This is a genomic window from Acinetobacter sp. Marseille-Q1618 (assembly GCF_902809855.1).
Taxonomy (GTDB): domain Bacteria; phylum Pseudomonadota; class Gammaproteobacteria; order Pseudomonadales; family Moraxellaceae; genus Acinetobacter.
In genome coordinates, this window is the sequence record NZ_CADDWJ010000002.1 from 436663 (window position 1) to 463654 (window position 26992).

General features: G+C 37.9%; 26 protein-coding genes and 3 tRNA genes. 18 read left to right on the forward strand and 11 right to left on the reverse strand.

Annotated features, from left to right (window positions below; genetic code table 11):
• Positions 1 to 127: 127 nt before the first annotated feature.
• Positions 128 to 1126 (reverse strand): sulfate ABC transporter substrate-binding protein, encoded by a 999-nt coding sequence (locus HUS24_RS09295; RefSeq protein WP_173911776.1) that lies wholly within the window; start codon positions 1124 to 1126, stop codon positions 128 to 130.
• Between the two features lie 375 nt (positions 1127 to 1501).
• On the opposite strand from HUS24_RS09295, the gene HUS24_RS09300 reads away from it, so the two are divergent.
• From HUS24_RS09300 to HUS24_RS09315, 4 genes are all read left to right on the forward strand, one after another.
• Entirely contained in the window at positions 1502 to 1813 is a 312-nt protein-coding gene (locus HUS24_RS09300; protein ID WP_171530971.1) for a DUF4179 domain-containing protein, read from the forward strand.
• 141 nt (positions 1814 to 1954) lie between these two features.
• Complete coding sequence (gltX, locus tag HUS24_RS09305; protein ID WP_173911777.1) at positions 1955 to 3463, forward strand: glutamate--tRNA ligase; 1509 nt, start codon at positions 1955 to 1957, stop codon at positions 3461 to 3463.
• A gap of 92 nt (positions 3464 to 3555) precedes the next feature.
• Positions 3556 to 3631, forward strand: a tRNA-Glu gene (locus HUS24_RS09310).
• Between the two features lie 108 nt (positions 3632 to 3739).
• A complete protein-coding gene (locus HUS24_RS09315) occupies positions 3740 to 4084 on the forward strand; it encodes a hypothetical protein (protein WP_173911778.1) in 345 nt (114 codons plus the stop codon).
• A gap of 42 nt (positions 4085 to 4126) precedes the next feature.
• Here HUS24_RS09315 and HUS24_RS09320 read toward each other — a convergent pair whose 3' ends face one another.
• Entirely contained in the window at positions 4127 to 5080 is a 954-nt protein-coding gene (locus HUS24_RS09320) for a cation diffusion facilitator family transporter (protein WP_173911779.1), read from the reverse strand.
• A 501-nt stretch (positions 5081 to 5581) separates the two neighbouring features.
• Here HUS24_RS09320 and HUS24_RS09325 point away from each other — a divergent pair.
• Together HUS24_RS09325 and HUS24_RS09330 are read left to right on the forward strand one after the other, a co-directional pair.
• Complete coding sequence (locus HUS24_RS09325; RefSeq protein ID WP_173911780.1) at positions 5582 to 5917, forward strand: SEL1-like repeat protein; 336 nt, start codon at positions 5582 to 5584, stop codon at positions 5915 to 5917.
• Between the two features lie 186 nt (positions 5918 to 6103).
• Positions 6104 to 6502: a tetratricopeptide repeat protein gene (locus tag HUS24_RS09330; RefSeq protein WP_254433840.1), complete on the forward strand. Its 399-nt coding sequence runs from the start codon at positions 6104 to 6106 to the stop codon at positions 6500 to 6502.
• 70 nt (positions 6503 to 6572) lie between these two features.
• On the opposite strand, the gene ettA is transcribed toward HUS24_RS09330, so the two are convergent.
• Positions 6573 to 8234: an energy-dependent translational throttle protein EttA gene (gene ettA, locus HUS24_RS09335; protein WP_065993821.1), complete on the reverse strand. Its 1662-nt coding sequence runs from the start codon at positions 8232 to 8234 to the stop codon at positions 6573 to 6575.
• Between the two features lie 343 nt (positions 8235 to 8577).
• On the opposite strand from ettA, the gene HUS24_RS09340 reads away from it, so the two are divergent.
• Together HUS24_RS09340 and HUS24_RS09345 are read left to right on the forward strand one after the other, a co-directional pair.
• Entirely contained in the window at positions 8578 to 9855 is a 1278-nt protein-coding gene (locus HUS24_RS09340; protein ID WP_065993822.1) for an O-acetylhomoserine aminocarboxypropyltransferase/cysteine synthase family protein, read from the forward strand.
• A 248-nt stretch (positions 9856 to 10103) separates the two neighbouring features.
• Entirely contained in the window at positions 10104 to 10991 is an 888-nt protein-coding gene (locus HUS24_RS09345) for an SDR family NAD(P)-dependent oxidoreductase (RefSeq protein ID WP_173911781.1), read from the forward strand.
• A 106-nt stretch (positions 10992 to 11097) separates the two neighbouring features.
• Here HUS24_RS09345 and HUS24_RS09350 read toward each other — a convergent pair whose 3' ends face one another.
• Together HUS24_RS09350 and HUS24_RS09355 are read right to left on the reverse strand one after the other, a co-directional pair.
• A complete protein-coding gene (locus HUS24_RS09350; RefSeq protein ID WP_173911782.1) occupies positions 11098 to 11643 on the reverse strand; it encodes a DUF805 domain-containing protein in 546 nt (181 codons plus the stop codon).
• A 144-nt stretch (positions 11644 to 11787) separates the two neighbouring features.
• Positions 11788 to 14169, reverse strand: a complete 2382-nt coding sequence (locus tag HUS24_RS09355; RefSeq protein ID WP_173911783.1) for a Tex family protein — start codon at positions 14167 to 14169, stop codon at positions 11788 to 11790.
• A 548-nt stretch (positions 14170 to 14717) separates the two neighbouring features.
• Between HUS24_RS09355 and ompR the strand changes: the two genes are divergently transcribed.
• The 4 genes from ompR to HUS24_RS09375 all read left to right on the forward strand — a co-directional run bounded on the left by ompR (position 14718) and on the right by HUS24_RS09375 (position 19519).
• Positions 14718 to 15482, forward strand: a complete 765-nt coding sequence (ompR, locus tag HUS24_RS09360; RefSeq protein WP_065993826.1) for a two-component system response regulator OmpR — start codon at positions 14718 to 14720, stop codon at positions 15480 to 15482.
• A 291-nt stretch (positions 15483 to 15773) separates the two neighbouring features.
• On the forward strand, positions 15774 to 17234 hold the full coding sequence (locus HUS24_RS09365) for an ATP-binding protein (protein ID WP_173911784.1): 1461 nt from the start codon (positions 15774 to 15776) through the stop codon (positions 17232 to 17234).
• 205 nt (positions 17235 to 17439) lie between these two features.
• Positions 17440 to 18960, forward strand: coding sequence for an acetyl-CoA hydrolase/transferase family protein (locus HUS24_RS09370; RefSeq protein WP_173911785.1), 1521 nt, complete (start codon positions 17440 to 17442; stop codon positions 18958 to 18960).
• A 139-nt stretch (positions 18961 to 19099) separates the two neighbouring features.
• Positions 19100 to 19519, forward strand: coding sequence for a GNAT family acetyltransferase (locus HUS24_RS09375; RefSeq protein WP_173911786.1), 420 nt, complete (start codon positions 19100 to 19102; stop codon positions 19517 to 19519).
• 5 nt (positions 19520 to 19524) lie between these two features.
• Here HUS24_RS09375 and HUS24_RS09380 read toward each other — a convergent pair whose 3' ends face one another.
• The 4 genes from HUS24_RS09380 to HUS24_RS09395 all read right to left on the reverse strand — a co-directional run bounded on the left by HUS24_RS09380 (position 19525) and on the right by HUS24_RS09395 (position 21324).
• A complete protein-coding gene (locus HUS24_RS09380; protein WP_173911787.1) occupies positions 19525 to 20298 on the reverse strand; it encodes a class I SAM-dependent methyltransferase in 774 nt (257 codons plus the stop codon).
• A gap of 206 nt (positions 20299 to 20504) precedes the next feature.
• A tRNA-Phe gene (locus HUS24_RS09385) sits at positions 20505 to 20580 on the reverse strand.
• Positions 20581 to 20718: 138 nt separating this feature from the next.
• Positions 20719 to 20794, reverse strand: a tRNA-Phe gene (locus HUS24_RS09390).
• A 152-nt stretch (positions 20795 to 20946) separates the two neighbouring features.
• Positions 20947 to 21324 (reverse strand): GNAT family N-acetyltransferase, encoded by a 378-nt coding sequence (locus HUS24_RS09395; protein WP_173911788.1) that lies wholly within the window; start codon positions 21322 to 21324, stop codon positions 20947 to 20949.
• Between the two features lie 103 nt (positions 21325 to 21427).
• Between HUS24_RS09395 and hisB the strand changes: the two genes are divergently transcribed.
• From hisB to HUS24_RS09415, 4 genes are all read left to right on the forward strand, one after another.
• Positions 21428 to 22021, forward strand: coding sequence for an imidazoleglycerol-phosphate dehydratase HisB (hisB, locus tag HUS24_RS09400; protein ID WP_173911789.1), 594 nt, complete (start codon positions 21428 to 21430; stop codon positions 22019 to 22021).
• Positions 22021 to 22638, forward strand: coding sequence for an imidazole glycerol phosphate synthase subunit HisH (gene hisH / locus HUS24_RS09405; protein WP_173911790.1), 618 nt, complete (start codon positions 22021 to 22023; stop codon positions 22636 to 22638). The genes hisB and hisH overlap by 1 nt, the downstream gene beginning before the upstream one ends.
• Before the next feature lie 182 nt (positions 22639 to 22820).
• Positions 22821 to 23375, forward strand: a complete 555-nt coding sequence (locus tag HUS24_RS09410; RefSeq protein ID WP_173911791.1) for a DUF805 domain-containing protein — start codon at positions 22821 to 22823, stop codon at positions 23373 to 23375.
• Positions 23376 to 23531: 156 nt separating this feature from the next.
• Positions 23532 to 24017 (forward strand): DUF805 domain-containing protein, encoded by a 486-nt coding sequence (locus tag HUS24_RS09415; protein WP_173911792.1) that lies wholly within the window; start codon positions 23532 to 23534, stop codon positions 24015 to 24017.
• 37 nt (positions 24018 to 24054) lie between these two features.
• On the opposite strand, the gene HUS24_RS09420 is transcribed toward HUS24_RS09415, so the two are convergent.
• The gene (locus tag HUS24_RS09420) at positions 24055 to 24480 is read right to left on the reverse strand and encodes a helix-turn-helix domain-containing protein (protein ID WP_173911793.1); all 426 of its coding nucleotides are present in this window, start codon (positions 24478 to 24480) and stop codon (positions 24055 to 24057) included.
• Positions 24481 to 24554: 74 nt separating this feature from the next.
• Between HUS24_RS09420 and HUS24_RS09425 the strand changes: the two genes are divergently transcribed.
• Positions 24555 to 25223 (forward strand): 3'-5' exonuclease, encoded by a 669-nt coding sequence (locus HUS24_RS09425; protein ID WP_173911794.1) that lies wholly within the window; start codon positions 24555 to 24557, stop codon positions 25221 to 25223.
• A gap of 81 nt (positions 25224 to 25304) precedes the next feature.
• The gene (gene hisA / locus HUS24_RS09430) at positions 25305 to 26036 is read left to right on the forward strand and encodes a 1-(5-phosphoribosyl)-5-[(5-phosphoribosylamino)methylideneamino]imidazole-4-carboxamide isomerase (protein WP_173911795.1); all 732 of its coding nucleotides are present in this window, start codon (positions 25305 to 25307) and stop codon (positions 26034 to 26036) included.
• Positions 26037 to 26084: 48 nt separating this feature from the next.
• Here the strand turns inward: hisA and HUS24_RS09435 are convergent, their stop codons facing one another.
• Positions 26085 to 26873 (reverse strand): hypothetical protein, encoded by a 789-nt coding sequence (locus HUS24_RS09435; protein WP_173911796.1) that lies wholly within the window; start codon positions 26871 to 26873, stop codon positions 26085 to 26087.
• Positions 26874 to 26992: the final 119 nt, after the last annotated feature.

Consider the following 26992-nt stretch of genomic DNA (forward strand, 5'->3'; position numbering starts at 1 on the left):
TGTTTCTATTTATAAAAATATTAAAACAATATACTTATTTATATTTTATAGATTTTTTAGCATTACTTATACAAAAAAGAGAATTAAAAAAATTCTCTTTTTGTCTTTTTTGAACTATCAAATCATCTTATTTTTCAGATGAAATTTGATCGTAAATCGCCCCATTCACAAAATGAGTTTGTTGCGCTTTTGCCCAACCGCCAAAAACATCATTGATGGTAAATAATTTAATTTTTGGAAATTTAGATGCATATTTAGCTGCTACTTGAGCATTACGAGGACGGAAATGATATTTTGCAGCCAACTCTTGCCCTTGCGGAGAATATAAATAATTTAAATAACCTTTGGCTAAATTACGATTCCCATCTTTATCCACATTTTTATCTACGATTGCTACTGAAGGCTCTGCCAAAATAGAAATAGAAGGATAAACAATTTGATATTTATCTTTATCAGGTCCAGAAGTTGCCAAAATCGCTTCATTTTCCCAAGATAGCAATACATCACCAATGCCACGCTCGGCAAAAGTCGTTAGCGAACCTCGTGCGCCTGAGTCTAAGACTTTGACATTTTTATAGAGTTTTTTGACCAATTCACGTGCTTTGGCATCATTTCCACCCGGCTGTTTCAGTGCATATCCCCATGCGGATAAATAAATCCAGCGTGGTGCACCCCCTGTTTTAGGATTTGGGGTAATAATTTCAACGCCCGGCTTAGTTAAGTCATTCCAATCTTTAATATTTTTAGGATTTCCTTTACGCACTAAGAAAACCACTGTAGATGTATATGGTGCTGAATTATTTGGAAATTCTTTTTGCCAATCTTTTTCAATCAAACCTGCTTTGACAATTTCATCAATATCATTTGCCAAAGCCAAGGTCACGACATCTGCTTGTAAACCATCAATCACTGAACGCGCTTGCTTGCCAGAACCGCCATGAGATTGTTTAAATTCGATAGTTTGTCCTGTGTGCTGCTTCCAAAAAGTACCAAAACTTTTATTATATTCTTGATAAAACTCTCGTGTTGGATCATAGGATACGTTTAAAAAATCTTTTGCAGCATAAGCACTTAAACTAGTTAACCCAACTAAGCTGAATACACTTGCCAATATCATTTTTTTCATTTTAATTTCACAGGATTGGTTTTTAGATTGAGCTTACTTTATTGTTTAGTTTTTTATTTTACAATCATATGGTTATAACAATATATCAAATCAATAGCTGTATTTTAGATATCTTTTTCTTGTATAACTTTATTCAAAAACAAGTATTTTAAATTTAGAGAAAAATGTATACTCCTTCACAATAACTACACATTTGTTTGCTAATAATACGCTGCTCTTACAAATACATCGTATTTTTGATTTAAAGCGACAAAAAATGTCATTTTTGTAAAAATATGTGACGCTATTGTACATATTGTGACTATTTATGGTTAAAATATGGCGGTGAGAGGAATTCTTAAACTAAAAATAATGTCCTTGGTGGGGGGGAATACAATGAATTTACAGATGATTAAATTATTTACATTAAGTTTAACTTTAGGTCTTGGTATGCAAGTTACACAAGCTGCTGCGATTACTAAAAGCCAAGCAACAGTTGCGCCATCACAAGTGATGACTGAAAAACTTTCTCCTATTGAAAAAGCCTTAAATCAGCAAAAACGTGAAGGCAATAAAGTGTTATCGAATCCAGATGATCTTAAAGTCTTTACCTCATTAAAAAGTACGGCGTCACAGAATTTTTTAGCGGAACAACATCAACGTTTTTCTCGCTTGGTGCAAGCCATTTTCCAACCACATAGCTCTTAATTTTTAAAACTTTTAACGGCTCAATATACTTATCCCCCTGAGAATGAGCCTGCCCGATTGTTTATTGGTGAATTAACCCTTAAGCGATTGGGCTTTTTCGTTATAATAGTTCCCAATTTACATTCTGAATAATAGTTGACTATGACCGTTCGTACTCGTATTGCACCTTCTCCTACAGGTTTCCCTCATGTAGGAACAGCGTATATCGCTTTATTTAACCTATGTTTTGCCAAGCAAAATGGCGGTGAATTTATTTTGCGTATCGAAGATACAGATCAACTACGCTCAACTCCTGAATCTGAAAAAATGATCTTAGATTCACTACGTTGGTTAGGCTTAAACTGGTCTGAAGGTCCTGATGTGGGCGGTCCTCATGCCCCATATCGTCAGTCTGAACGCATGGATATTTATAAAAAATATGCGTTGGACTTGGTTGAAAAAGGTCACGCTTTTTACTGTTTTGCGACAGCAGAAGAATTAGATCAAATGCGTGCAGAACAACAAGCACGTGGTGAAACACCACGTTACGATGGTCGTGGTTTATTACTTTCAGAAGAAGAAGTGCAACGTCGCTTGGCTGCGGGTGAAGCGCATGTGATCCGTATGAAAGTGCCTGAAGATGGTATTTGTAAATTTAACGATATGCTACGTGGTGAAGTTGAAATCCCGTGGGCGCAAGTTGATATGCAAATTTTACTAAAAACTGATGGATTGCCTACCTATCACCTAGCTAACGTGGTTGATGACCATTTAATGCAAATTACCCATGTTATCCGTGGTGAAGAGTGGATTCCATCTGCGCCAAAACACCAATTATTGTATCAATATTTTGGTTGGGACATGCCTGTACTTTGCCATATGCCATTGTTACGTAACCCAGATAAATCAAAACTGTCTAAACGTAAAAACCCAACTTCGATCAATTATTACAAAGACATCGGCGTACTGCCTGAAGCATTGTTAAACTATTTAGGTCGTATGGGTTGGTCAATGCCTGATGAACGTGAAAAGTTCACTTTGGCTGAAATGATCGAGAACTTTGATATTCAACGGGTATCTTTGGGTGGCCCGATCTTTGATGTAGAAAAACTGAATTGGTTAAATGGTCAATGGATCAAAGGTTTAACCCCTGCTGAATTATTGAATACCCTATTGGCTTGGAAGTCTGATCGTCAAACCTTAGAAGAAATTGCAGCAGCGATTCAACCTCGTATCAATTTACTGTCTGAAGCAGTGAATTGGGCTGGTTTTTATTTCAACCAATTTCCAACGATTAGCAAAGAGCAGTTTGAAAGCAAGAAATTAACTGAGGAACAAGTTCGTCAAAGCTTACAATTTGCAATTTGGCGCTTAGAAAGTATGTTTACTTGGAACAATGATACTGTCAGCCAGACTTTAATGGATTTGGCAAATCAAATGGGTATCAAACTACGTGACTTTATGCCAACTTTCTTTATTGCAATTGCTGGTTCTACGTCTTCAACACCCGTGATGCAATCTATGGTCACCATTGGACCTGATTTAACCTTTGCACGTTTACGTCATGCACTTGAAGTCGTAGGCGGGCCAAGTAAAAAAGAAGTAAAAGTATGGGAAAAACTCAATGAAAGCTTAAAATTGCCGAAAAATGATGCAGTTGATCAAGCTTAATTGATTTTTTAGTTGACGAGGCAGCGTTATATCCATAATATAGCGCTCACACAGAGACAAGGTCTTAACCATCTTACTGTGTTGCCTCATAAGTTCCTATCGTCTAGAGGCCTAGGACATCGCCCTTTCACGGCGGTAACCGGGGTTCGAATCCCCGTAGGAACGCCAAATTCGAAAAAGCCACTGACACATTCAGTGGCTTTTTTATTGACTAAAATTTCTTATTTTCTCATCTATCCGCTAAAATCAACATTAGAAAATATCTGTGGAGTTATGATGCAATACCGTTGCCCAAAATGTCAAAGTGCTAAAATTCTTCCTGTTGCCAATGGTGATACTGCGGCTGTACGCCCTGTTGTCCCAAAAAGCTTAGTCATTTTGATTCCTGCATTATTTATTTTATTACTTTTAGTGGTCATTAGCGTGGTGTTGTGGCTGTTTAGCGATGGTGCAGGTCAAACCTTACAAATTGCAACCGTCGTCGCTTTTCTTATTTGTGCTGTTGCTGGAGTTTTATTCTGGCGTGATCTTCCAGATTTTAAAATCTCGATGCAATCTTTTATGAATGCCAATAAACACTGGAAATGCCGTGAATGTAATCATGAGTGGCATATTCAATAATTCTAAATTTTTAAGATTTAATTACGACACACTCATACTCACTTAATGTGAGTGCGAGTGTGATTCATCATCATGTGAATGTTGTTCTATCGTTGAATGCTTATGTGAATGTGCCATGCAAACATCATCTTCGATCTGCAGAGTCATTTCCTTAATACCATGTGTATGGCTTAGCATTTCTAAAGCTTGTTGATAAAGTAGGTTACGGTCTGCTGTCGGTGCAAATAAATGTACCGTTAAATGCACATTCTTAGAAGTAATAGCCCATACTTTCAGTTGGTGAATACTCTCTACCCCATCTAAAGCCAATAAATCCTGACGTAATTTTTCAATATCAATTTCCTCAGGCACACCTTCTAGTAAGATATTGATACTTTGTTTTAATAACATCCAAGCTCGTGGCAATACCCAAAAACCAATCAGCACAGCAATTAAAGTATCAACCCATACCCAACCTGTAAAATAAATAATTGCCGCACCAATAATCACCCCCACCGAACCCAAGGCATCACTTAAAACCTCAAGATATGCACCTTTGATGTTTAGACTATCCTTAGCACTCGACATTAAAATTTTCATAGAAATTAAATTAATGACAAGCCCAATGACTGCAACCAGTAACATTCCAAGGCTTTGAATTTCAGGAGGTTGGCTAAAACGCTTAAATGCTTCATATACAATATAAATTGCCACCATAAACAACATAGAAGCATTAAAAAGCGCAGCTAAAATTTCAAAACGCTGATAGCCAAAAGTGCGCTTATCATCTGCAGGTAATTTACCTATTTTTATCGCAACCAATGCAATTGCTAATGCTGCAGCATCGGTAAACATATGCGCTGCATCAGAAAGCAATGCCAAGCTTTGTGTCACAAACCCTGCAATCACCTCAATCACTAAAAATGTGGTAGTTAAAATCAGTGCAAAAGTAAGTTTTTTGGCATTTTCCTCTGTCACGACGGCATGACTATGATCATGTCCATGATGTTCGCTCATTCCAGCTCCTTGTTTTGATTAAAATCGCCAAAAATAGCCAATTAAAGTTTTTAAAGCTTAATTGATTGTAACGCCTCTACGCCATAAATAAAGCGCAATGCATTTTCACTTGCAAGCAACATAGACGTGAGTAATTCTACTTTATTGCACTTTTACCGTATTTTCTTTTTATAAACGCCATAGATTTTTCAGCCAAATCATCTTAAAAAATAGAGAATTTCATTGTACTTTGCTGAACAAATATTTTTATTTTTCGGTCAACGCAATAACTTCTTCAAAATGATTTTTTAACCGTTCAATATATTAATGGATCGTTTTATTCAGTTTTTCAATGTTACATTGTAAATATCCTTTTATATAAAAACTTATACATTTAAATATTGACAAATTACAATTTATTATTTGAAAAAGTTTTAAAAAGCGTTACATTAGTAATATCCCAGCTTCATTTGTAGGTTGGCAATCTCACAACTTTGTTAATGGATTAGCAAGGAGGTTTATATGTTAGTGCATATTTTTAAACGCTTTTTAGGAAAATCTTCTCAGCGTTCAACAGTTGAATCAAATATGGTAAACGATACCTTATCTGTTCAGACTGCGCATAGCGCAGAAGATATTCAAAATACACGTAATGCAATGTGGGCATCGTTGCGTGCAGCACTACGTGGCGACCAAGAAGCACAGTATCAAATGGGCTTAAATTACCTAAATGGTCAATTAGGTTTAGACCGCAGTTATATTCATGCTGAAAAATGGCTTGAACAAGCTGCTCATCAAGGTCACCCTTTTGCAAAGGAAGAATTGAAAAAAGCATATAACCAACTGGCATTTTCATAATAGAACAGCTTTAGACTTCAACCTCATATTTTGGTCAGTATGAAAAAAAGTTGAAGTCTAAGCCAATAAAAATGTTTGGATGAATAAGCGAGGTTTTGAGCTTGTTAAAATTCTCAGAAAAAGTAGAAATGGTGGGTTTTTGCTTTTTCTTTCTCAATCACCTTATTGTCTTGCAGGCATAATAAAATGGATTTTAAACAACTGCGTCATTCTATAAAAAAATCTATTGTTTCTTATTTTGCAACACACTTTATGCTACATGGTTATCGCCTGTCAGAAGCATTGATGAGTTATCAACGAGCAAAATATTTTGAACATTTGGCTTTAAATACCTTTTCAAAATACCCAACTACCCTGACTGAATCAGATGAAACCAACCAACGCAATGCGATTTGGTATTTTTTAAATGCCGCTTTGCAAGGATATAGCACAGCCCAATTTAAACTCGGTATGTTGTATTTAAATGGACAATTAGGGCTAGATCCCAATGAAACTAAAGCAGAAATGTGGTTAAATCTAGCGGCAAATCAAGGGCATAGTGAAGCTTTAGATGCGCTCAACCAGCTTCAATCACATTACTCATAAAAAACACTAAGCAATAAAAAACCAGCTCGAAAGCTGGTTTATTTTTAAATCAGTCGCTTAAAATTAAAAATTAGCTACCAATTTTACGATATTTTTGGCGTTTGGTTGCTAAATCATCACCATCACGTTTACGGCGATATTCTTCAAACTCAGTATAGTTACCTGTGAAGAATTCTGGTGTTTCATTTTCAAATGACAAAATATGCGTTGCAATACGGTCTAAGAACCAACGGTCATGGGATACCACCATTACCGTGCCTGGGAATACAAGGATTGCATCCTCAAGTGCACGTAAAGTTTCAATATCCAAGTCGTTTGATGGCTCATCCAGTAAGATCACGTTTGCACCCATCTGTAGGATCTTCGCAAGTTGTAAACGGTTACGCTCACCACCCGACAAACCACCTACACGTTTTTGCTGATCTTGACCTTTAAAGTTAAAGCGACCGATATACGCACGAGATGCGATTTCGTAATCACCAATTTTTAAGATGTCTAAACCACCAGACACTTCTTCCCAAACGGTTTTGTTGTCGTCTAATGTGTCACGGATCTGACCCACATACGCTACTTTAACAGAGTCACCCAGAGTTACTGTACCTGTATCAGGTTGTTGTTCACCTGTCATCATACGGAATAATGTGGTTTTACCCGCACCGTTAGGACCTACGATACCCACAATCGCAGCAGGTGGTACAGTGAAGCTTAAATCTTTATACAGAAGTTTGTCACCAAATGACTTACTAATGCCTTCAACTTCTACAACTTTATTACCTAAACGTGGACCAGGTGGAATATAGATTTCAGATGTTTCATTACGTTGTTGGAATTCTTTAGAGTTTAACTCTTCAAAACGCTCCATACGTGCTTTATTTTTCTTTTGCTGACCTTTGGCATTTGAACGAACCCATTCAAGCTCTTTCTTTAATGCTTTAGCAAAAGATTCTTCTTGCTTCTGCTCTTGCTCTAAACGCGCATTTTTTTGCTCTAACCAAGAAGAATAGTTACCTTGATAAGGAATACCATGTCCACGGTCAAGCTCTAAAATCCACTCTGCAACATTATCCAAGAAATAACGGTCATGTGTAATTGCCACGATCGTACCAGAAAAATCTTTCAAGAAACGCTCTAACCACGATACAGACTCTGCATCCAAATGGTTGGTTGGTTCGTCAAGAAGTAACATGTCTGGCTTCGAAAGCAACAAACGGCAAAGTGCAACACGACGACGCTCTCCCCCTGACAACTTAGATACATCAGCATCCCATGCAGGAAGGTTAAGTGCCGCAGCAGCTTGATCCATTTGGTTGACAATATTATGTGCATCCCAAGAATGGATGATTGCTTCAAGCTTTTCTTGCTCTTTTGCAAGCGCATCAAAGTCTGCATCTTCTGCTGCATATTCAGCAAATACTTCGTCCAAACGTGCTAAGGCATCCAATGGCTCACGTAAACCATCTTCCACATTTCCACGAACGTCTTTATTTGGATCAAGTGGTGGCTCTTGTTCTAAGTAGCCAATTTTGATGCCCGGTTGCGCACGCGCTTCACCTGAGAAATCTTTGTCTACGCCCGCCATAATACGAAGCAAGGTAGACTTACCTGCACCGTTTAAACCAAGTACACCAATTTTCGCACCTGGAAAGAATGATAAAGAGATGTCTTTTAAGATTTCGCGTTTCGGCGGAACCATCTTCGACACACGGTTCATCGTGTAAATATATTGGGCCACGTAGGACTCCTCAATAGAAAATCAAATTGTGGAAATAAGACCTCATTTTCAAATTAAAACTGAGGCATAATTTCCTTGCTCAATGAGCGAAAAAATAATCGCCTGCATTATACGATGAAAGTCCCGAAAACATAAGAGATGTATCACATCTTGTAGAGAATGTTACAACAATTACTCTGTCTAAATTTCAAACAACACAATAGCCACTGAAAACCATTCACTTTTTATTGAGAAACAATCATCTATATGATTTTTTATGATAAATATTCATGATTTTTGCGCTTTATTTCATATTCATAAATGCTAAACTGAAGCATATTTAACTCACGAAGATGACGTAACTATGACGTATAAGGATGAAACGCTCGCCATTCATGCAGGCTATAGCCCTGAACCGACCACAAAAGCAGTGGCTGTACCCATTTACCAAACCACCTCTTATGCTTTTGATGACACTCAGCATGGTGCTGATTTATTTGATTTAAAAGTTCAGGGGAATATTTATACTCGCATCATGAACCCAACCACTGCTGTACTAGAGCAACGTATTGCAGCACTTGAAGGTGGAATCGGCGCATTGGCTTTAGCTTCAGGTATGGCTGCGATTACCTATGCCATCCAAACCATTGCTGAAGCAGGTGACAATATCGCTTCTGTTTCAACGCTTTATGGTGGTTCATATAACTTATTTGCCCACACTTTACCTAAACAGGGCATCGAAGTCCGCTTCTTTGATTATCAAAATCCTGAAGCTTTACGTGATTTGATTGATGACAAAACCAAACTGGTTTTTGTGGAATCTATTGGTAATCCACTGGGTAATATTATTGATCTTGAAGCCATTTCTAAAATTGCACATGAATATGGCGTACCTGTCATCGTAGACAATACTGTTGCAACGCCTGCGCTGCTGAAACCTTTTGAATATGGGGCAGACATTGTGGTGCATTCATTGACCAAATATATTGGCGGTCATGGTAACTCGATTGGCGGTGCAATTGTAGACAGCGGTAAATTCCCTTGGGGTAAATATCCTGAACGTTTCAAAGTACTAAATACACCTGACCCAAGTTATCATGGGGTGAACTATGTTGAAGCTTTGGGTGAGGCTGCTTATATCGCGCGTGCACGGGTAGTACCTTTGCGTAATACAGGTGCTGCAATCAGTCCTTTAAGTGTTTTCTTGATTCTGCAAGGTTTAGAAACTTTAAATCTGCGCATGGAACGCCATACTGAAAATGCACAAAAAGTCGCTGAATACTTACAAGCGCATCCAAAAGTGAAATGGGTGAATTACGCTGGCTTAAAAGATCATCCACAACACGCTTTGGCACAGAAATATGTCAAAGGTAAACCATCGGCAATTTTATCGTTTGGTGTGCAAGATGGTCGTGAAGGCGGAACTCGCTTTATCGATGCTCTACAGCTTTTCACGCGCTTGGTGAATATCGGGGATGCGAAAAGTTTGGCTTGCCATCCAGCAACAACGACTCATCGCCAGCTTAATGAAGATGAGTTAAAAGCTGCAGGCGTGAGCATCGACATGGTACGTTTATCCATTGGGATCGAACATATTGATGACTTGATTGCAGATTTAGAACAAGCATTGGCAAAAGTTTAATATTTAAACGAACAAAAGACCTTTTCGAAGGTCTTTTTTGCTTTTTAGCAGGAATCCATGTATCTTGATCATTCTATTCATAAAATTTATAAAATAGAGCTTTTACTCTAAAAATTACTTTATATTCATATATTTATTTATAGCGTTTCTATTATTTTCCGTTAAAATTGCCGCTTGTAGATTCTCATTTACATGATGATTCATACCCCACAGTTTCATGGCATATTTTATTTACAGGGAAAATAAATATGAACAAAAAACTAGAACAGCTTTTCCAACAAAAAGTGCAGGATAAAGTCGTTTTAATCACAGGCGCATCAAGTGGCATTGGCTTAACTATTGCTCATAAGCTTGCAGATGCTGGTGCACATGTTTTATTGGTTTCTCGTACCGAAGAAACCTTAAAAGAAGTACAAGCAGAGATTCAGGCAAAAGGTGGAAAAGCAGACATTTTCCCATGTGACTTGAATGATATGGATGCCATTGATGTTGTTTCTAAACAGATTATTGCCTCAGTTGATCACATTGATATTTTAATTAATAACGCAGGACGCTCTATTCGTCGTGCGGTACATGAGTCTGTAGATCGCTTTCATGATTTCGAGCGCACCATGCAACTCAACTATTTTGGTGCAGTGCGTTTGGTTTTAAATATTTTGCCACAAATGATGCATCGTAGAGATGGTCAAATTATCAATATCAGTTCGATTGGTGTGTTGGCAAATGCGACTCGTTTCTCAGCTTATGTTGCATCTAAAGCAGCATTGGATGCGTTTAGTCGTTGTCTGTCTGCCGAGGTACATTCACATAAGATTGCGATTACCTCTGTGTATATGCCACTTGTGCGTACACCCATGATCGCACCGACCAAGATTTATAAATATGTGCCAACATTGTCGCCTGAACAGGCTGCTGATCTAATTGCGTATGCAATTGTGAAGCGCCCGAAAAAAGTGGCAACCAATCTTGGACGTTTAGCATCAATCACTTATTCGATTGCACCTGATATCAATAATAAACTGATGTCGATTGGCTTTAATTTATTTCCAAGTTCAAGTGCGTCTGTGGGCAAACAGGAAAAATTAAATCTCATCCAAAAAGCATATGCACGTTTGTTTCCGGGCGAACATTGGTAAATGTCAGGCACCAGACAAACAAAATAAATGTGGAAAGCCTATTTTAAATAGGCTTTCCACATCACAAGCAAATAAAATCAACACATTGATTTATAATTCAATAAAATTAAAAACTAAGCACTAGCTTAAGTAAATGGGTGTTTTCAGCTTGCCCCATCGGAAGAAATACAGCAACAACCGAAATCATCATAAAAGCGATCAGAATTAATCCCACAATTCCACCCAAAAAACCTTCCCATAAATATGTTTCTCGAGGATGACCATAGCTATTTCTTTTTTCATCACCTTTAAAAAACATCAAGTATAAATACAATATGAAACTTAATACGGGTACAAAGATTAAAATTGACCACCATCCTGACTGATTTAAATCATGTAAACGCCGAATGACAAAGACAAAGGCAGGATACAAAGACAAAACTAAGAAAATAATGCTTGGTAGAAATGCCAATGTAAAACTCCCAAACAAACCATCCATAGAGAGCACACTTAAGTTGATTTGAGAAGAGTTTTTGAATAAACGAAAGAAGTCAAAAGCAAAAGTACATATCGCAATGATTGTCATGCCCCCCATCCAAGCCAGATACGATAATCTAGAAAATCGACCTCTCCATGAAAATGGATGCTCAGAAAATTGTTGATTCGCTCTCATAATTACCCCTTATTTTTTAAATTTTGATCTATTTTTAAACCACAAAATATTTATTATTTTTTTGCATAGCTATAGTAAAACTATTTTTCGATTAAACAATAAAAAACCGCCTTGCGGCGGTTTCTTATTTCACAAGATCAAAGATTATTTTGAACCTTTAATCCCTGCTTGTAACAACAATGCACCTAAACCACCGATTTTATTCTCTTGTGGTTTTGCAGCTTGTGGCTTCTTGTCTTGACGTGGTTTGTCTTTATGATCATGACGATGATGCGGACGATCACCCTGTGGGCGTTTGCCTTGCAGTTTACGCTCGCCACGTTGTTCACCATTCGCATTGTTAAACTCACGTTTTTGACGAGGTACTTTTGCAGGAGCTTCTGAACCTTCAGGGCGCATCGATAAGTTCACACGATTACGCTCAGCATCTACCGTTAATACACGCACTTGTACGATTTGTCCCGGACGTACCACTTTATGCGGATCAGAAACAAATTCATTGGCAAGTTCAGAGATATGCACTAAGCCGTCCTGATGCACACCCACATCTACGAATGCACCAAAGTTGGTGACATTGGTAATCACACCTTCAAGTTGCATACCTTCTGCAAGTTGTGCAACCTCTGTGATGTCTTCACGGAATTTTGCTGTACGGAACTCAGGACGCGGATCACGACCCGGTTTTTCAAGCTCACTCAAAACATCTTGAATGGTCGGTAAACCAAATTTATCATCCGCAAAATCTTCTGCTTTGACTTGGCGAATAATTTCAGTATTGCCAATAATATCTTTCACTGTTGTTGCTTTTGCTTCAGCGATTTTATTGACCAAACCATAAGACTCAGGATGCACAGCCGATGCGTCCAGTGGCTCAGAACCGTCTTGGATGCGCAAGAAACCTGCCGCTTGTTCAAAAGTACGCTCACCTAAACGAGGTACATTTTTCAATGCTTGACGGTTGTCAAAACGACCATTTTCCTTACGGAATTCTACGATTTGCTGCGCAATGGCTTTGTTTAAACCTGCAATATAACCCAAGATTGCCGCAGATGCTGTATTGACATCCACACCCACTGAGTTCACACAGTCTTCGACCACTGCTTCAAGCGTTTTTGCCAAACCTGTTTGGTTAACATCGTGTTGATACTGACCTACACCAATAGATTTTGGGTCAATTTTTACAAGTTCTGCTAATGGGTCTTGTAAACGACGTGCAATCGACACAGCACCACGAATCGAGACATCTAGCTCAGGCAATTCATTTGATGCCAATTCAGACGCTGAATATACTGATGCACCTGCTTCAGAAACTGTTACACGAGTTAATTTCAAGTCTGTATTTGCAGCCATCATTTCAGCAATTACAGCTTCCGTTTCACGGCTTGCAGTACCATTACCAATTGCGATCAAATCAACATTAAACTCACGGCAAAGACGTGCAAGTTCTGCGATAGAGCCTTCTTTGTCTTCTTTCGGTGCGAATGGATAGATGACACTATGTGCTACAACATCACCTGATTCATTCACCACAGCCAGTTTGACACCTGTACGAATACCAGGATCGACCCCAAGCGTTGTACGTGAACCTGCAGGCGCAGAAAGCAACAAATGGCGTAAGTTTTCTGCAAATACGTCCATTGCTTCCGCTTCGGCAGCAAGGCGTTTTTCTGTTAACAATGAATGTTCAATGGTTGGACGCACTTTACCAAGCCAGAATAATTTTGCAGTTTGTTTTAAGAAATCTTGGCGAGACTGTGGTTGTACAGTTTCAAGATTATATTCTGTTTCGATACGTGCCAATGGCGCATCATCTTGACCATCGACTTTTAAACCTAGTACGTTTTCTTGACGACCACGTAACATCGCCAATAAACGATGTGAAGGAACTTTGTTTAAATTTTCTGAGAAATCGAAGTAATCGCGGAATTTTTTACCCACTTCTTTTTTCTCATCACTTGCAACCAAACTTTTTAATACAGCAGTTTTTGCAAATGTTGCTTTGAGTTCAGTGGTAAGTGGAATATTTTGCGCCCATTCATCAATGATAATGTGTTGAATCGCATCCAGTTGGCTCTCCACATCTGCATAATCGTCATGACTAAAGCCAGCAAGTGCTTCTGTAGGGTCAACATTTTCACTGAGAATTTTTTCAGCAATCGGACCTAAGCCTGCTTCTTTGGCTTTAAATGATTTGCTGGTACGTTTTGGACGGTACGGTGCATAAATTTCTTCTAATGCATTTTTTGTTTCTGCAGCGTTCACACGTGCAAGTAAGTCATCAGAAAGTTTATCTTGTTCTTTGAGTGATTCAATTACCTTGTCACGGCGTTCATATAAATCACGTAAATACGTTAGGCGAGTGTCGAGCTGACGTAACTGCGTGTCGTCTAAGCCTTGCGTCACTTCTTTACGGTAACGTGCGATAAATGGAACACTGGCACCTTCATCAATCAGTTGAATGGCAGCTTCTACTTGGTTTGGACGTACGGCAAGCTCGCTTGCCAACTGCTGAACTACGTCAGTCATCGTGTTTAATTCCACAAGGATAAGGACTAAAAGTTAGTGATTATAAAGACCAAGACCATAAAATCCACAATTGTTTTGCAAATTTCTAATGAAAAAAATGATAAAAGTTATTTTTTAGCTGTTTTTAGTCGACTTACTCACACAATTCATCCTTGAAAAATCAGCATTTCATCACCATTTAAACTAAAACTCAGTAAGCTTTTAGGTTGTATAAAGGTGAAAGATATCTGACTTTTAGCGGATATTGGCTGCTTTTAAAATGCTTTGTAACAATACACATGTAAAATATATGTCTTTCAATCCCTACTTTTATTTTAAGGTATAACATGTTGAAACCAATTATTTAAAGTTTTGAAGTTTCATTTGCTTATTCGTTACTTTTCACTGATCAACAAATGAAACGTCAATGCTTCATAGATGTTGTTATTTGGTTTCAAATCAGGCTTTAAATTGTAATTTTGAGCAAATTGATACATAGTCTTAACAAGAACTTAGGCATTATACTGAGATACGAATATTTATAATTTACAAGATTAAGGGAGTGCATCATGAGTTTGGTAGTACCTGCTGAAAATACAGATGTCGTACAAGGCGAAACTGACCGAGTCGAACGCATTTTAGTTGTCGATGATGATGTGCGTTTACGTACCCTTTTGCAGCGCTTTTTGGAAGATAAAGGTTTTGTGGTGAAAACAGCCCACGATGCCACTCAAATGGATCGTCTATTACAACGTGAGTTATTTTCACTGATCGTTTTAGATTTTATGCTTCCTGTAGAAGATGGTTTAAGTATCTGTCGTCGTTTACGCCAATCTAACATTGACACACCAATCATTATGCTTACAGCACGTGGTAGCGATTCTGATCGTATTGCTGGCTTAGAAGCAGGTGCGGATGATTATTTACCAAAACCATTTAATCCAAATGAGTTATTGGCACGTATTCGTGCAGTACTGCGTCGCCAAGTCCGTGAAGTGCCAGGTGCACCAAGCCAAAATGTTGAGGTGGTATCATTTGGTCCTTGGTCACTCGATCTTTCTACTCGTACCTTGACCCGTGAAGGTCAAGTGGTGACATTAACTACTGGTGAGTTTGCCGTACTGAAGGCATTGGTACAGCATCCACGTGAACCACTCACACGTGACAAACTGATGAATCTTGCTCGTGGTCGTGAATGGGGGGCAATGGAACGTTCAATTGATGTTCAAGTTTCTCGTCTACGCCGTTTGATTGAGGAAAATCCTGCACGTGCACGCTACATTCAAACAGTTTGGGGTGTCGGTTATGTCTTTGTTCCAGACGGTGCGGAATAATTCACGCTGATTCATCTGCATGAATCAAAATGCTGGTAATCCTTTCAATATTAAGGGTTGCCAGTATTTTTTGTTTATAGTTTTTAAATTTAAAAATAGCAATTGCTCTTATTTATATTTATCAAAGTACTTAATATCATTCAACATTCTCTTAAATCATTGCAATATATCGACTCAGAGCTACTCAATTCATAACTGATTTAGACAAACAAACATATTTAATGTTGATATATATGTCACGTCCATTAAACTGAAATCAATCAAGATATTGCACAGCATTGGAACGCCACTGTGAAATTAGACCCGATCGATCCACAAGCCTTTTCTGAGTTTTCTGCCTACCAAGAGAAGAAACGTACGCCTTGGGAGCGTTTCCTTGACAAAATCAAACCTCGTTCCGCAGCAATGCGTACCACGGTCTTGGTGGTTTTTGTGGTGTTGTTTAGTTTATTTATGTCTTTGTGGTTCTTTTGGAAGACTTTGTATTTACCTGAAATTCAACAACATGCACGTTTTCTTGCGGTTGAGTTGGAAATGGTAAATAACCCACGCTTGCAAATTTATCATGATGAAGTACAACTCGATACTGATGAATGGCTGAAACAGCGTGTCGGTGTGGAATATGTTACCGATCCCAAAGAATACCCCAATGTCAAAGACAAAATTATTGCTGATTTCTTTACCAATCGCATTGAACATCAGCTTGCCCAAGAGCTAAACATTAAAGATGTAACTGTTTATTTCCAATTCAAACCGAGTCCACGTATTTGGGTACAAACTCCTGAAATGAATGGTAACTGGGTGCGTGAGCCTTTAAAAACCTATGCCAATTATAGTCCTGAGCTGATTTTAGGTTGGTTATTAGGTGTTCCACTCATTGCTGCGGCAATTATTTTAACTTTGGTTCGCCAATTAAATCGCCCCCTACTTCGTCTGCAAAATGCTGCCAACACTTATAGTAAGGTGGGCAAAGCACCGTATTTAGAAACCAATCATGGCCCACAGGAAATTCGTGAGGTAAACCAAGCATTTAATCATATGATTTATACGCTTGAACAAACCGAACGAGATCGTCAGATTATGCTTGCGGGTATCTCACATGATTTACGCACACCGCTAACCCGTATTCGACTCAGTGCGGAAATGATGCCCGATGATGACTTTTTAAAAGAAGGTTTGATTTACGATGTCGATGATATGGATGCCATTTTGAATCAATTTATTTCGTATATGCGAGATGGTTCAGATGAGGAGTTGCAAGATACTGACATTAACAGCTTGCTTCAAGAATTAGTCATTCAGTTTAAACCCTTAGATATTCGTTTTACTCCGCATGAAATTCCGATCATTTCTGCGCGCTCATTATCGTTAAAACGTCTGATTGGCAACCTCATCAACAACTCGAAACGTTACGGCGCAGAGCCGATCGAACTGGCAGCGTATATTGAAGATGAACATATTAAAATCAGTGTTTCAGATCATGGTGAAGGGATTCCAGAAGATCAGATTCAAGACTTGATGCAACCTTTCGTGCGTGGCAATGCGGCTCGAACCGTTCAAGGCAGTGGCTTGGGACTGGCGATTGTGAAACGAATTGTCGATATTCACCAAGGTGAGCTGAATATTCACAATCGTTCTGAAGGCGGTTTACAGGCCATTATTTCTCTTCCGCTTACAACGCCTGATTCTGAAGAAAATCTAAATTCCAATCCGATTCAAAAAATTAAACAAAGTTTGAGTGATCGTTTTTAACTATTGCTCAATAATCAAACATTCAACTTTGTTTATTTTACAAACAGCAGCTATTATTTCCTTATGAAATAATAGCTTAAAAATCATCACAGAATTTTATACCTACATTTAGTGAAAAAATTAGACCTTAGCATTAGAGGCATGCACAATTTAGTTTTTGGGCGGTACAATCCGTCTAGTTTTGAACAAGAATTGAGCGTAAACCATGTCTTTAGATCGTATTCGTTTAGCATCACTACACAACAAAGTGATGAGCGCAGAACAAGCTGCTACCTTTATCCAAGATGGCATGACTGTGGGCATGAGTGGTTTTACTCGTGCAGGTGAGGCGAAAGCGGTTCCTTTGGCTTTAGTGAAACAAGCACAAGCTAATCCATTGAAAATCACATTGATTACTGGTGCAAGCCTGGGTAATGATCTTGACAAACAATTGACTGAAGCAGGTGTACTTGCACGTCGTTTGCCATTCCAAGTTGATAACACATTACGTAAAGCGATCAACAAAGGCGAAGTCATGTTTATCGACCAGCATTTGTCTGAAACAGTTGAACAAATGCGTAATCTGCAACTCAGCAAACCTGATGTTGCTGTGATCGAAGCTGTTGCAATCACTGAAGATGGCGGCATCATCCCAACGACATCTGTAGGTAACTCTGCAAGCTTTGCAATTTTTGCTGAAAAAGTCATTGTTGAAATCAATACAAACTTAAGCCCTGCATTTGAAGGCTTACACGATATTTATATCCCAAGTTATCGTCCAACACGTCAACCAATTCCATTGACACATGTTGACCAACGTATCGGTACGCCTGCGATCAACATCGACCCAGCTAAAATTGTGGGTATCGTAATTAACAGTGAATTGCATGATTCTCCATCAACAGTGACACAACCTGATGATGAAACGCAAGGCATTGCAAATCACTTGATCGCATTCTTTGAAAATGAAGTTGAAGCAGGTCGTTTACCGAAAGATCTTGGTCCTTTACAAGCTGGGATCGGTTCTATTGCTAACGCGGTATTAACAGGTCTAAAAGACTCTAACTTTGAAGACTTAGTGATGTATTCAGAAGTACTCCAAGACTGTACTTTCGAATTGATCGACGCAGGCAAAATGAAATTTGCATCAGGTTCTTCAATTACTCTTTCTGCTAAATATGGCGAAAAAGTATTTAATAACCTTGAACAATACAAAGATAAACTTGTATTACGTCCACAAGAAATCTCAAACCATCCTGAATTGGTGCGTCGTTTAGGGATTATCGGTATCAATACTGCACTTGAGTTTGATATTTATGGTAATGTCAACTCAACGCATGTTTGCGGTACCAAAATGATGAATGGTATCGGTGGTTCAGGTGACTTCGCACGTAATGCTCACCTTGCAATCTTCGTAACTAAATCTATTGCCAAAGGTGGCGATATTTCTTCTGTTGTTCCATTTGCTTCACACATTGACCATGCTGAACATGACGTTGATATCCTTGTGACTGAACAAGGTCTTGCAGACTTACGTGGTCTAGCGCCACGTGAGCGTGCACGTGCAATCATCGACAACTGTGCTCACCCAATGTACCGTGATGCATTGAATGACTACTTTGATCGTGCATGTGAAAAAGGCGGTCATACACCACACATTCTTCGTGAAGCACTTTCTTGGCACTCTAACTTTGAAGAAAATGGTCACATGTTGGCTGCACAAGATACAGCTAAAAAATCTGCATAAGATTTTAAATCTTATATAGAAAGAAGAAACGCCCTAACGGGCGTTTTTTATTTTGATGACTTTAAAATAAACTTATCAAAGCCTAAAAATTATATTAATCTTTGATAAACACAATGAAAATAAGAGAAACAACAGCATTATGTTTATCATTCGACAATACATCGACACTGATTTAGAAGATATTATTACGCTTTGGGAAGAGTGTGATTTAACCCGCCCATGGAATAATCCTGAAATTGATATTTTTCGTAAGATTGCTCAAAAAGATGGTTTATTTTTATTGGCAGTAAAAGATGAACAGCTTATTGCCACGGTTATGGGTGGCTATGATGGGCATCGTGGCTGGGTAAACTATTTGGCAGTACATCCACATTATCAACGCAACGGCGTTGCCACAGCACTGTTACAACAACTCGAAAAACGCTTGATTGCGATTGGTTGCCCGAAATTACAACTTTTGATTCATAAAGAAAATATTGATGTACAAAGTTTCTATGAACAACTCGGCTATGAAGAGCTTGAAGTGATTTGTTTAGGGAAACGTCTGATCCAAGATTAGCGTTTTTAGAGAATGCCTAAAATTTTCTTATTCTTTTTAGATGCCTTTGTTTGTAGATGACCTAAACGTAATAAAATTGGAAATTCGATCTTTAACGCTGTCTGTTGCTCACTCAAACTTTCTGCCAGCTCAACCAAAGGACTCCTTTGATTTTTATCTTGATAATGCTTCACTGCTGACCACGTTGATAGATATTTTAATAACTGTGCGGCAGTCCATTCATATTGCATTTTTAAGGGCTCTACAGAGATCTCCTCAAAAGGAAAAGGGATAGTCGTATATTTCTCATCAATATAATGACGTTCAGCATCCCAATAGCTTTTAAGTGTTTCAAAATACAAGCTTTGGATCAACTGGTTGATTGCAGCGTGTTCCACGTGAATCATGCCATAACCGATCACAGCAAAGACACCATTCGGTTTTAATGTTCGATAAACTTCTTGATAAAAAGCTTCAAAATTAAACCAATGAATTGCTTGCGCAACCGTAATTAAGTCAAAGCTTTTATCTGTAAATGCTGTTTCTTCTGCTGTCTGTACTTGATAACTGACATTTTCAAAATAAGGGGCAAGTTGTAACTGATTAGCACTAATGTCTGTTGCAACGATATGGTCAAAGTAAGGGGCTAATAATTGAGTAAATTGCCCTGACCCTGCCCCCACATCCCAAGCAAAATTTTTGATAGTGACATGTTTAAGTATTTCTTGTAATACTTCTTGTGGATAACTTGGTCTAGCCTGTTGATAAAGCTGACTTCCTGTCGAAAATAAATCTTTCATTTTTTAAAATTATGCAACGCAGCTCTCGTTTATTTACCAATATACCGATTATTACACTGGATACAAACCATTTTGTCTGACAATAAACTCGATTGTATAGGCTCTTTGGTGTCTCATTCATTGAAAACTTGAACACTAAAAAGCTGATCAAAAATTAAATATAAGATAAAAAAAGCCCCAAATTAATATTTGGGGCTTTTTAAATATGGTGGCGAGACCCAGGATCGAACTGGGGACACACGGATTTTCAATCCGTTGCTCTACCGACTGAGCTATCACGCCGATGGGGTGTATTAAGCCGTATCTGAATAAATTAGTCAATATAAATCATTAATTTTTTATTCATTCGGGTAAATTTTACCCAAAAAAAATCTCTGATGGGATCAGAGATTGAAATCGTAAAATACGGTTTTTAAAATATGGTGGCGAGACCCAGGATCGAACTGGGGACACACGGATTTTCAATCCGTTGCTCTACCGACTGAGCTATCACGCCGATGGGGCGTATTAAACAATTTAAAGTAATTGTCGTCAAGCATTGAATGCATAAAATATTTCAATAGTCTATTTTTACAGCAATGTGACTATTTTTTAGGATTAAAATAATAAAAAGCAGCCACAAGGCTGCTTTGAGGGTGAGCACAGAATTTAGAGCTTGTCTAAATGTGCTAAACAACGGTGAATTGCACCACAGCCTGGCTCAAATTTTTTCACGCCTTTTTCTTCTTCCATACGACATACTTCTGTGACAAGTCGTTCTGCTACACCGCGTCCACGGTTTGCTGGATGTACGACAATATTTTCTAAAGTCTTACTTTCACCTTGACCCGTTACCCAAATTGCACCAATAATTTTTGTGTTAAATTCTGCAACGTAAAGTAGGGTATACTGAGTGAGATTTTGCTCTAGTTGTTCAATCGCATCTTTACCATCGGCAAATTCTGGACTGGTATCGTAAAGTCGCTCAATTTGATCACGAACTTCTTCAGAATCTAACGAAGTTTTAGTATGTACGTTTATAGGCATTGATTAACCCTCCTGAGCAATCTAATATGCTGTCACTTTCGTCACAGCGAAACATCTTTTACATCAAACTTTTAATTTTTGACGTTTTTTGAGGAACGTGTCTATGGCACAACGTATCAGTGAAGTGGTAAGAAACACCAACGAAACCAAAATTCGAGTTCGAGTGAATCTTGATGGTACAGGTCAAGGCACGCTCAATACAGGTGTTCCATTTTTAGACCATATGATTGATCAAATCAAGCGTCATGGACTATTTGACATTGATATTCATTGTGATGGTGACTTAGAAATCGATGATCACCACACCGTAGAAGACTGCGGAATCACTTTAGGTCAGGCTTTTGCACAAGCGTTGGGCGACAAGAAAGGCTTAAAACGCTATGGTCATTTTTATGCACCACTTGATGAATCTTTAAGTCGTGTTGTTGTAGATTTGTCTGGTCGTCCAGGATTGTGGATGGATATCCCATTTACACGTGCACGCATTGGAACATTTGATGTGGATTTATTCTCAGAGTTTTTCCAAGGCTTTGTCAATCATGCGCTCATGACGCTACACATTGACAATTTAAAGGGTAAAAATAGCCACCACCAAATTGAAAGTGTGTTTAAAGCATTTGCACGTGCGCTACGTATGGCATGTGAAGTTGACCCACGCGCTGAAGATAAAGTTGCGTCTACGAAAGGAACATTGTAATGACCCGTATTGCCCTTCTTGACTATGGCATGGGAAATCTTCACTCAGCAGCCAAAGCACTTGAACATGTCGGTGCAACAGTTGATGTAACCAATGATCCTAAATTGATTGCGCAAGCGGATAAAATCGTATTTCCTGGTGTGGGTGCCATGCGTGACTGTATGCAGGGTATGCGTGAAGCAGGGATTGATGAGGTAGTACGTCAGGCTGCTTTTAATAAACCTGTTTTAGCGATTTGTGTCGGCATGCAAGCTTTACTTGAGTCTTCTGAAGAAAATGGTGGCACTGAGGCACTCGGTATTTTTGAAGGTACGGTGAAACATTTTCCAAACATTGACAGTATAAAAGTACCGCATATGGGTTGGAATCAAGTGCATCAAGCCGATCCAAGCCATCCGATGTGGAAAGACATTGAACAAGATGCACGTTTTTATTTTGTGCATAGTTATTATGTTGAACCTAAAGATCAAAGTTTGGTTGCTGCAACTTGTGATTATGGTTTGCAATTTTGCACAGCAATTCATAAAGAAAATTTGTTTGCCACGCAATTCCATCCTGAAAAAAGTCACACCGCAGGTCTACAATTGTTAAAAAACTTTGTGGAATGGGACATTTAAACTATTTTTCTACGTGCAACTGAGTCCATCCGATGTGACTCAGTTGCGATCATTCAGCAATAAAACTTAAAACTTAATTTGATTTTCTGTCTTTTTTGTTTATTATTCAATCAAATTTAAAATACAACATATGTTTAAATTTTAATAAATAGATTTTCTATCCATTTCTTTGAGTAAATAAAATGAATAATAATATTCAATCTAGCGACTCTGGTCTGAGTGCAAATGGACGCTTTGGGCGTTTATCCTATCTTGCATGGAATATGTTACTTGGATTCTTCTTGATGTTTTGTGGTGTGCTTGCTGCATTCATCGTACCGAATATAATGGCGAGCATGTCATCTGGCACAAGTCCATCTCTCGGCTTTTTTATACCAATCATTATCATTTATATCATTCTGATTTATTTCACTTATATTTTTGCAATACGCCGTTTGCATGATTTGAATAAAACAGGTTGGCTTTCATTGGTATTTTTAATTCCATTGGTTGGGCTGTTTTTTTGGATTTATATTTCCTGTGCAAAAGGCGATGAAGGCGTGAATACTTATGGTGCGCCTCGTATAACCCGTGGTTGGGAAAAAGTTTTAGGTTGGATTTATGTGGTGATGATTCCGCTTAGTCTGATTTTAAGTGTTGCGGTTGCTATTCCTGCTTATCAAAGCTATGTAAAAAATGCGCAAATGCTGCAAATGCAGATGGAACAAATGCAACAGTCTTCTGAATATTCAGAATAAAATTTCAAGATTTATTTTCTATTTAGTCCAATATCCAAATCAAGCCAATACACTTGGCTTGATTTTTTTATTTATACACTTATGAAATAATGGCTTAATTTTAATCAATTGATATAAAAATCCTTAGTAATTTTATTTTTATAATTAGGTCAATTCATGTCGCAAAATGCCATACAACCACCTGTTCTTAGTCTACAAGGTCGTTTTAATCGTTTAACATTTTTAGGTTGGAATTGCTTACTTTTAATCACTAATTTATTAATGGGACTTATTTTCATCAGCTTCATGCCGAATACTATTGATGCAATATTCAGAAATGCAAATTCATTTATAGTACAAGCTGTGTTTATTATACCCAATATTATTTTCTTTACCTTTATCTTACTATTTAGTATCAAACGCTTACACGATATAAATCTCACAGCTTGGCTTGCATTCCTTGAGCTTATTCCATTTGTAAATCTGTTATTTTTTATATTTTTAGTATGTATGCCGGGAACTGAGGGTGATAATAAATATGGTATACCACGAGCAACTCAAACATGGGAATCTGTTTTAGCCGTAATTTTTATTCTGTTACTTGTCATCATACTGGTTCTTTTTAGTAATGCACTTTTAGGTATACTGAGTTTATCTTTATAAACCCTCTTTGAATGAAAAAATAAGCCCTTATCTGGGCTTATTTAGAATGCTCAGTTTGGGTCACAAATCCACCATCTATTGGCTCTACATTGATTTTTATTTCAGCTTTTAAATTCAGTTCTGCATATCGAGATTTTAACTCATTCATCAATTGCTCCACTGAAGCATGTTTTAGATCTGTGCCTGAAGCGTTCGGTGTCGCTGTTGATGCGGATGATGAATTTGATTTTTGCTCTTTGCCTTCCAAAATCCAACGCTCAGTCACGCCTAAAAACTTAGCCAATTCAATCAAACTTTGTGCATTAGGTGTGGTTGAACCTTGCAACCAATTACTCACCGTACCCTTAGATACTTTTAAGGCATTAACAATATCAGCTTGTTTAATATTCTGATCTTTAATCAACTGTTTAACTCGTTTTGCGCCATCAATAAATGCGCTGAGATCATCATCCTTATTATTCATTGTATTCTCCTCGTCTCACCGTTTTAGCATTCAATAGTGAATCAAAATTTGCTATAAGAGTATATCACGCTTAAATGAATATCATTGTGGACGAATCAGTAACGCTTTTACCAAGCAAAGAACAAATTCAGACTTTTCCTTATTTTCAAAATCTTAGCATTGAAAATATTCTACTCATCAAAACATTGCAACAATGCGATGCGATTGAAAATGAATTAAAAATTGCCCCAATTTTAGGTTTTGATAGCGAGTCTAAACCAACTTTTAATAAGACTGATGTACAAACAGGTCCACATTTGGTTCAACTGGCAACTTTTGAAAAAGCTTATTTATTTCAGGTTTCAGATGAAATTTTAAATTTCTTAAAACCTATTTTTGAAAGTCATGATCAGATCAAAGTTGGTTTTGGTCTTAAAAATGATGCTCATTTATTTCGTAAAAAAGACATTGAACTCAATAATATCATTGAACTCTCCAAATGCTTTTCTCGCTTCGGTTTTAGCAATCCTGTCGGAATTAAAAACGCAATGGCATTATTATTTAAAGTTAATTTTCCGAAGAGTAAAACTATCAGCACCTCAAATTGGGCTCGAAAAAACCTAACCCAAGCACAAATGCAGTATGCCGCAGCCGATGCTTATGCACCTGTGTTAATTTTTGATGAATTGCGTCATTTAGATCTACTGCCCGAATCCATTGCAAAAACGGTGTTAAAATTAAAAACTCATTCAAATAAAAGCTAAAACTATCACTTAGAAAATGATCAAGACTTTGCTAAGATGAGCCACAATAAATTTTGATGAGATTAGGCAAGGAGCGAAAGCATGCTGATCATCCCTGCAATTGACCTGAAAGATGGTAAATGTGTCCGTTTAAAACAAGGGCGTATGGAAGACGATACGGTATTTTCTGATGATCCAGTGGCAACTGCACAACATTGGGTAAATGAAGGCGCACGTCGTTTGCATTTGGTTGATTTAAATGGTGCTTTCGCAGGTACACCGATTCATAAACCTGTGGTGGAAGCGATTGCAAAAGCTCAACCTGAATTGCCGATTCAAATTGGTGGTGGTATCCGTTCTTTGGAAACTATTGAGCATTATTTGGATGCAGGTGTGACTTTTGTGATTATTGGCACAAAAGCAGTAAAAGAGCCTGAGTTTGTTGAAGAAGCGTGTAAGAAATTTGCAGGTCATATCATTGTCGGAATTGATGCCATGAATGGTATGGTGGCAACGGATGGTTGGGCAAATGTGACGGATGTTAAAGCCACTGATTTAGCAAAACGTTTTGCAGACGCTGGTGTTTCAAGCATTGTTTATACTGACATCGCACGTGATGGCATGATGCAAGGTGTAAATGTTGAACAAACAGTAAATCTTGCAACTTACTCGGGTTTACCTGTGATTGCTTCTGGTGGTGTGACCAATCTTGACGACGTGCGTAATCTTAAAGGTCAACCAGGAATTTTAGGTGCGATCACGGGTCGTGCCATTTATGAAGGTACTTTAAACCTGCGTGAAGCTCAGCTGTTACTGGATGAACAAGCCTTATAATTGTTGATGACGAAAAAGAGGTCTAGATGACCTCTTTTTTATTGGCAATTAGGCTGCTTTTTTACCCATATCCTTCAATGCCTTATCGACTTGTTTAAAAATCGGTTTATGCAATTGGCGAGAGTATTTTGTTCCAATTGTCCACTTTTTTTGCATATCTGCACGAATTTGTTGTGCCAATTCTACTTGATTGGTCTGAATCGCCCAAAGTGCATATTCAGCTAAATGCTCAATATCCTGTGAACGTGTTGCAACTAAAAACTCTTGTTTTGCTGCTGCTTCTTGATTTAATTGATGGAAACTCAAAGCACGAATAAGTGCAATTTGTTCAACTTTATAATTCGGATCAATTTGCTTAATTCTATTTGTTAACTCAAGTGCTTGCTCTATTTGAAAATCTTGTAAATAAGCTGTAGCCAATTGCTGTAAAAATGCTGGATCATTTTCCACCAAAGAATTAAATTTCTGTTTCAAAATTACAATGGCTTCATTCGCCTGATCCATACTGATCAGATATTCTGCATAACGGACAGCATTTTCAACACTCGGGATATTTTCATAACGTTCCTTTGCTTTGTTCAGTTCACGGTTTGGCTGTAAAATATGGATTGCTTTTTTACCAATTGCATTGGCTTGGTAAGGCATGCGTGATTGTGGTAAATAAACTGCAATAAAATATACTACACTGCCTAAAAATGGAAAAATGAACAAAATCCACAACCAAAAAAACGGCTGACCATTACGTAGTGCATGTATAGCAAAAAATACGGCAATCAGTACATGAATGCCTACACCAAAAATCGAAAAATACTGGAAATACCAAGCAAACGCTTCCATTTATTTATACCTCAATTTGTTTTTTTAATACGTCATATTATTTGTGAGAGATTATACTGATTTTTTAAGACTTTGATTATTCTTTTTTACTATCCAGTTTATCTTATTATGAAAAATAG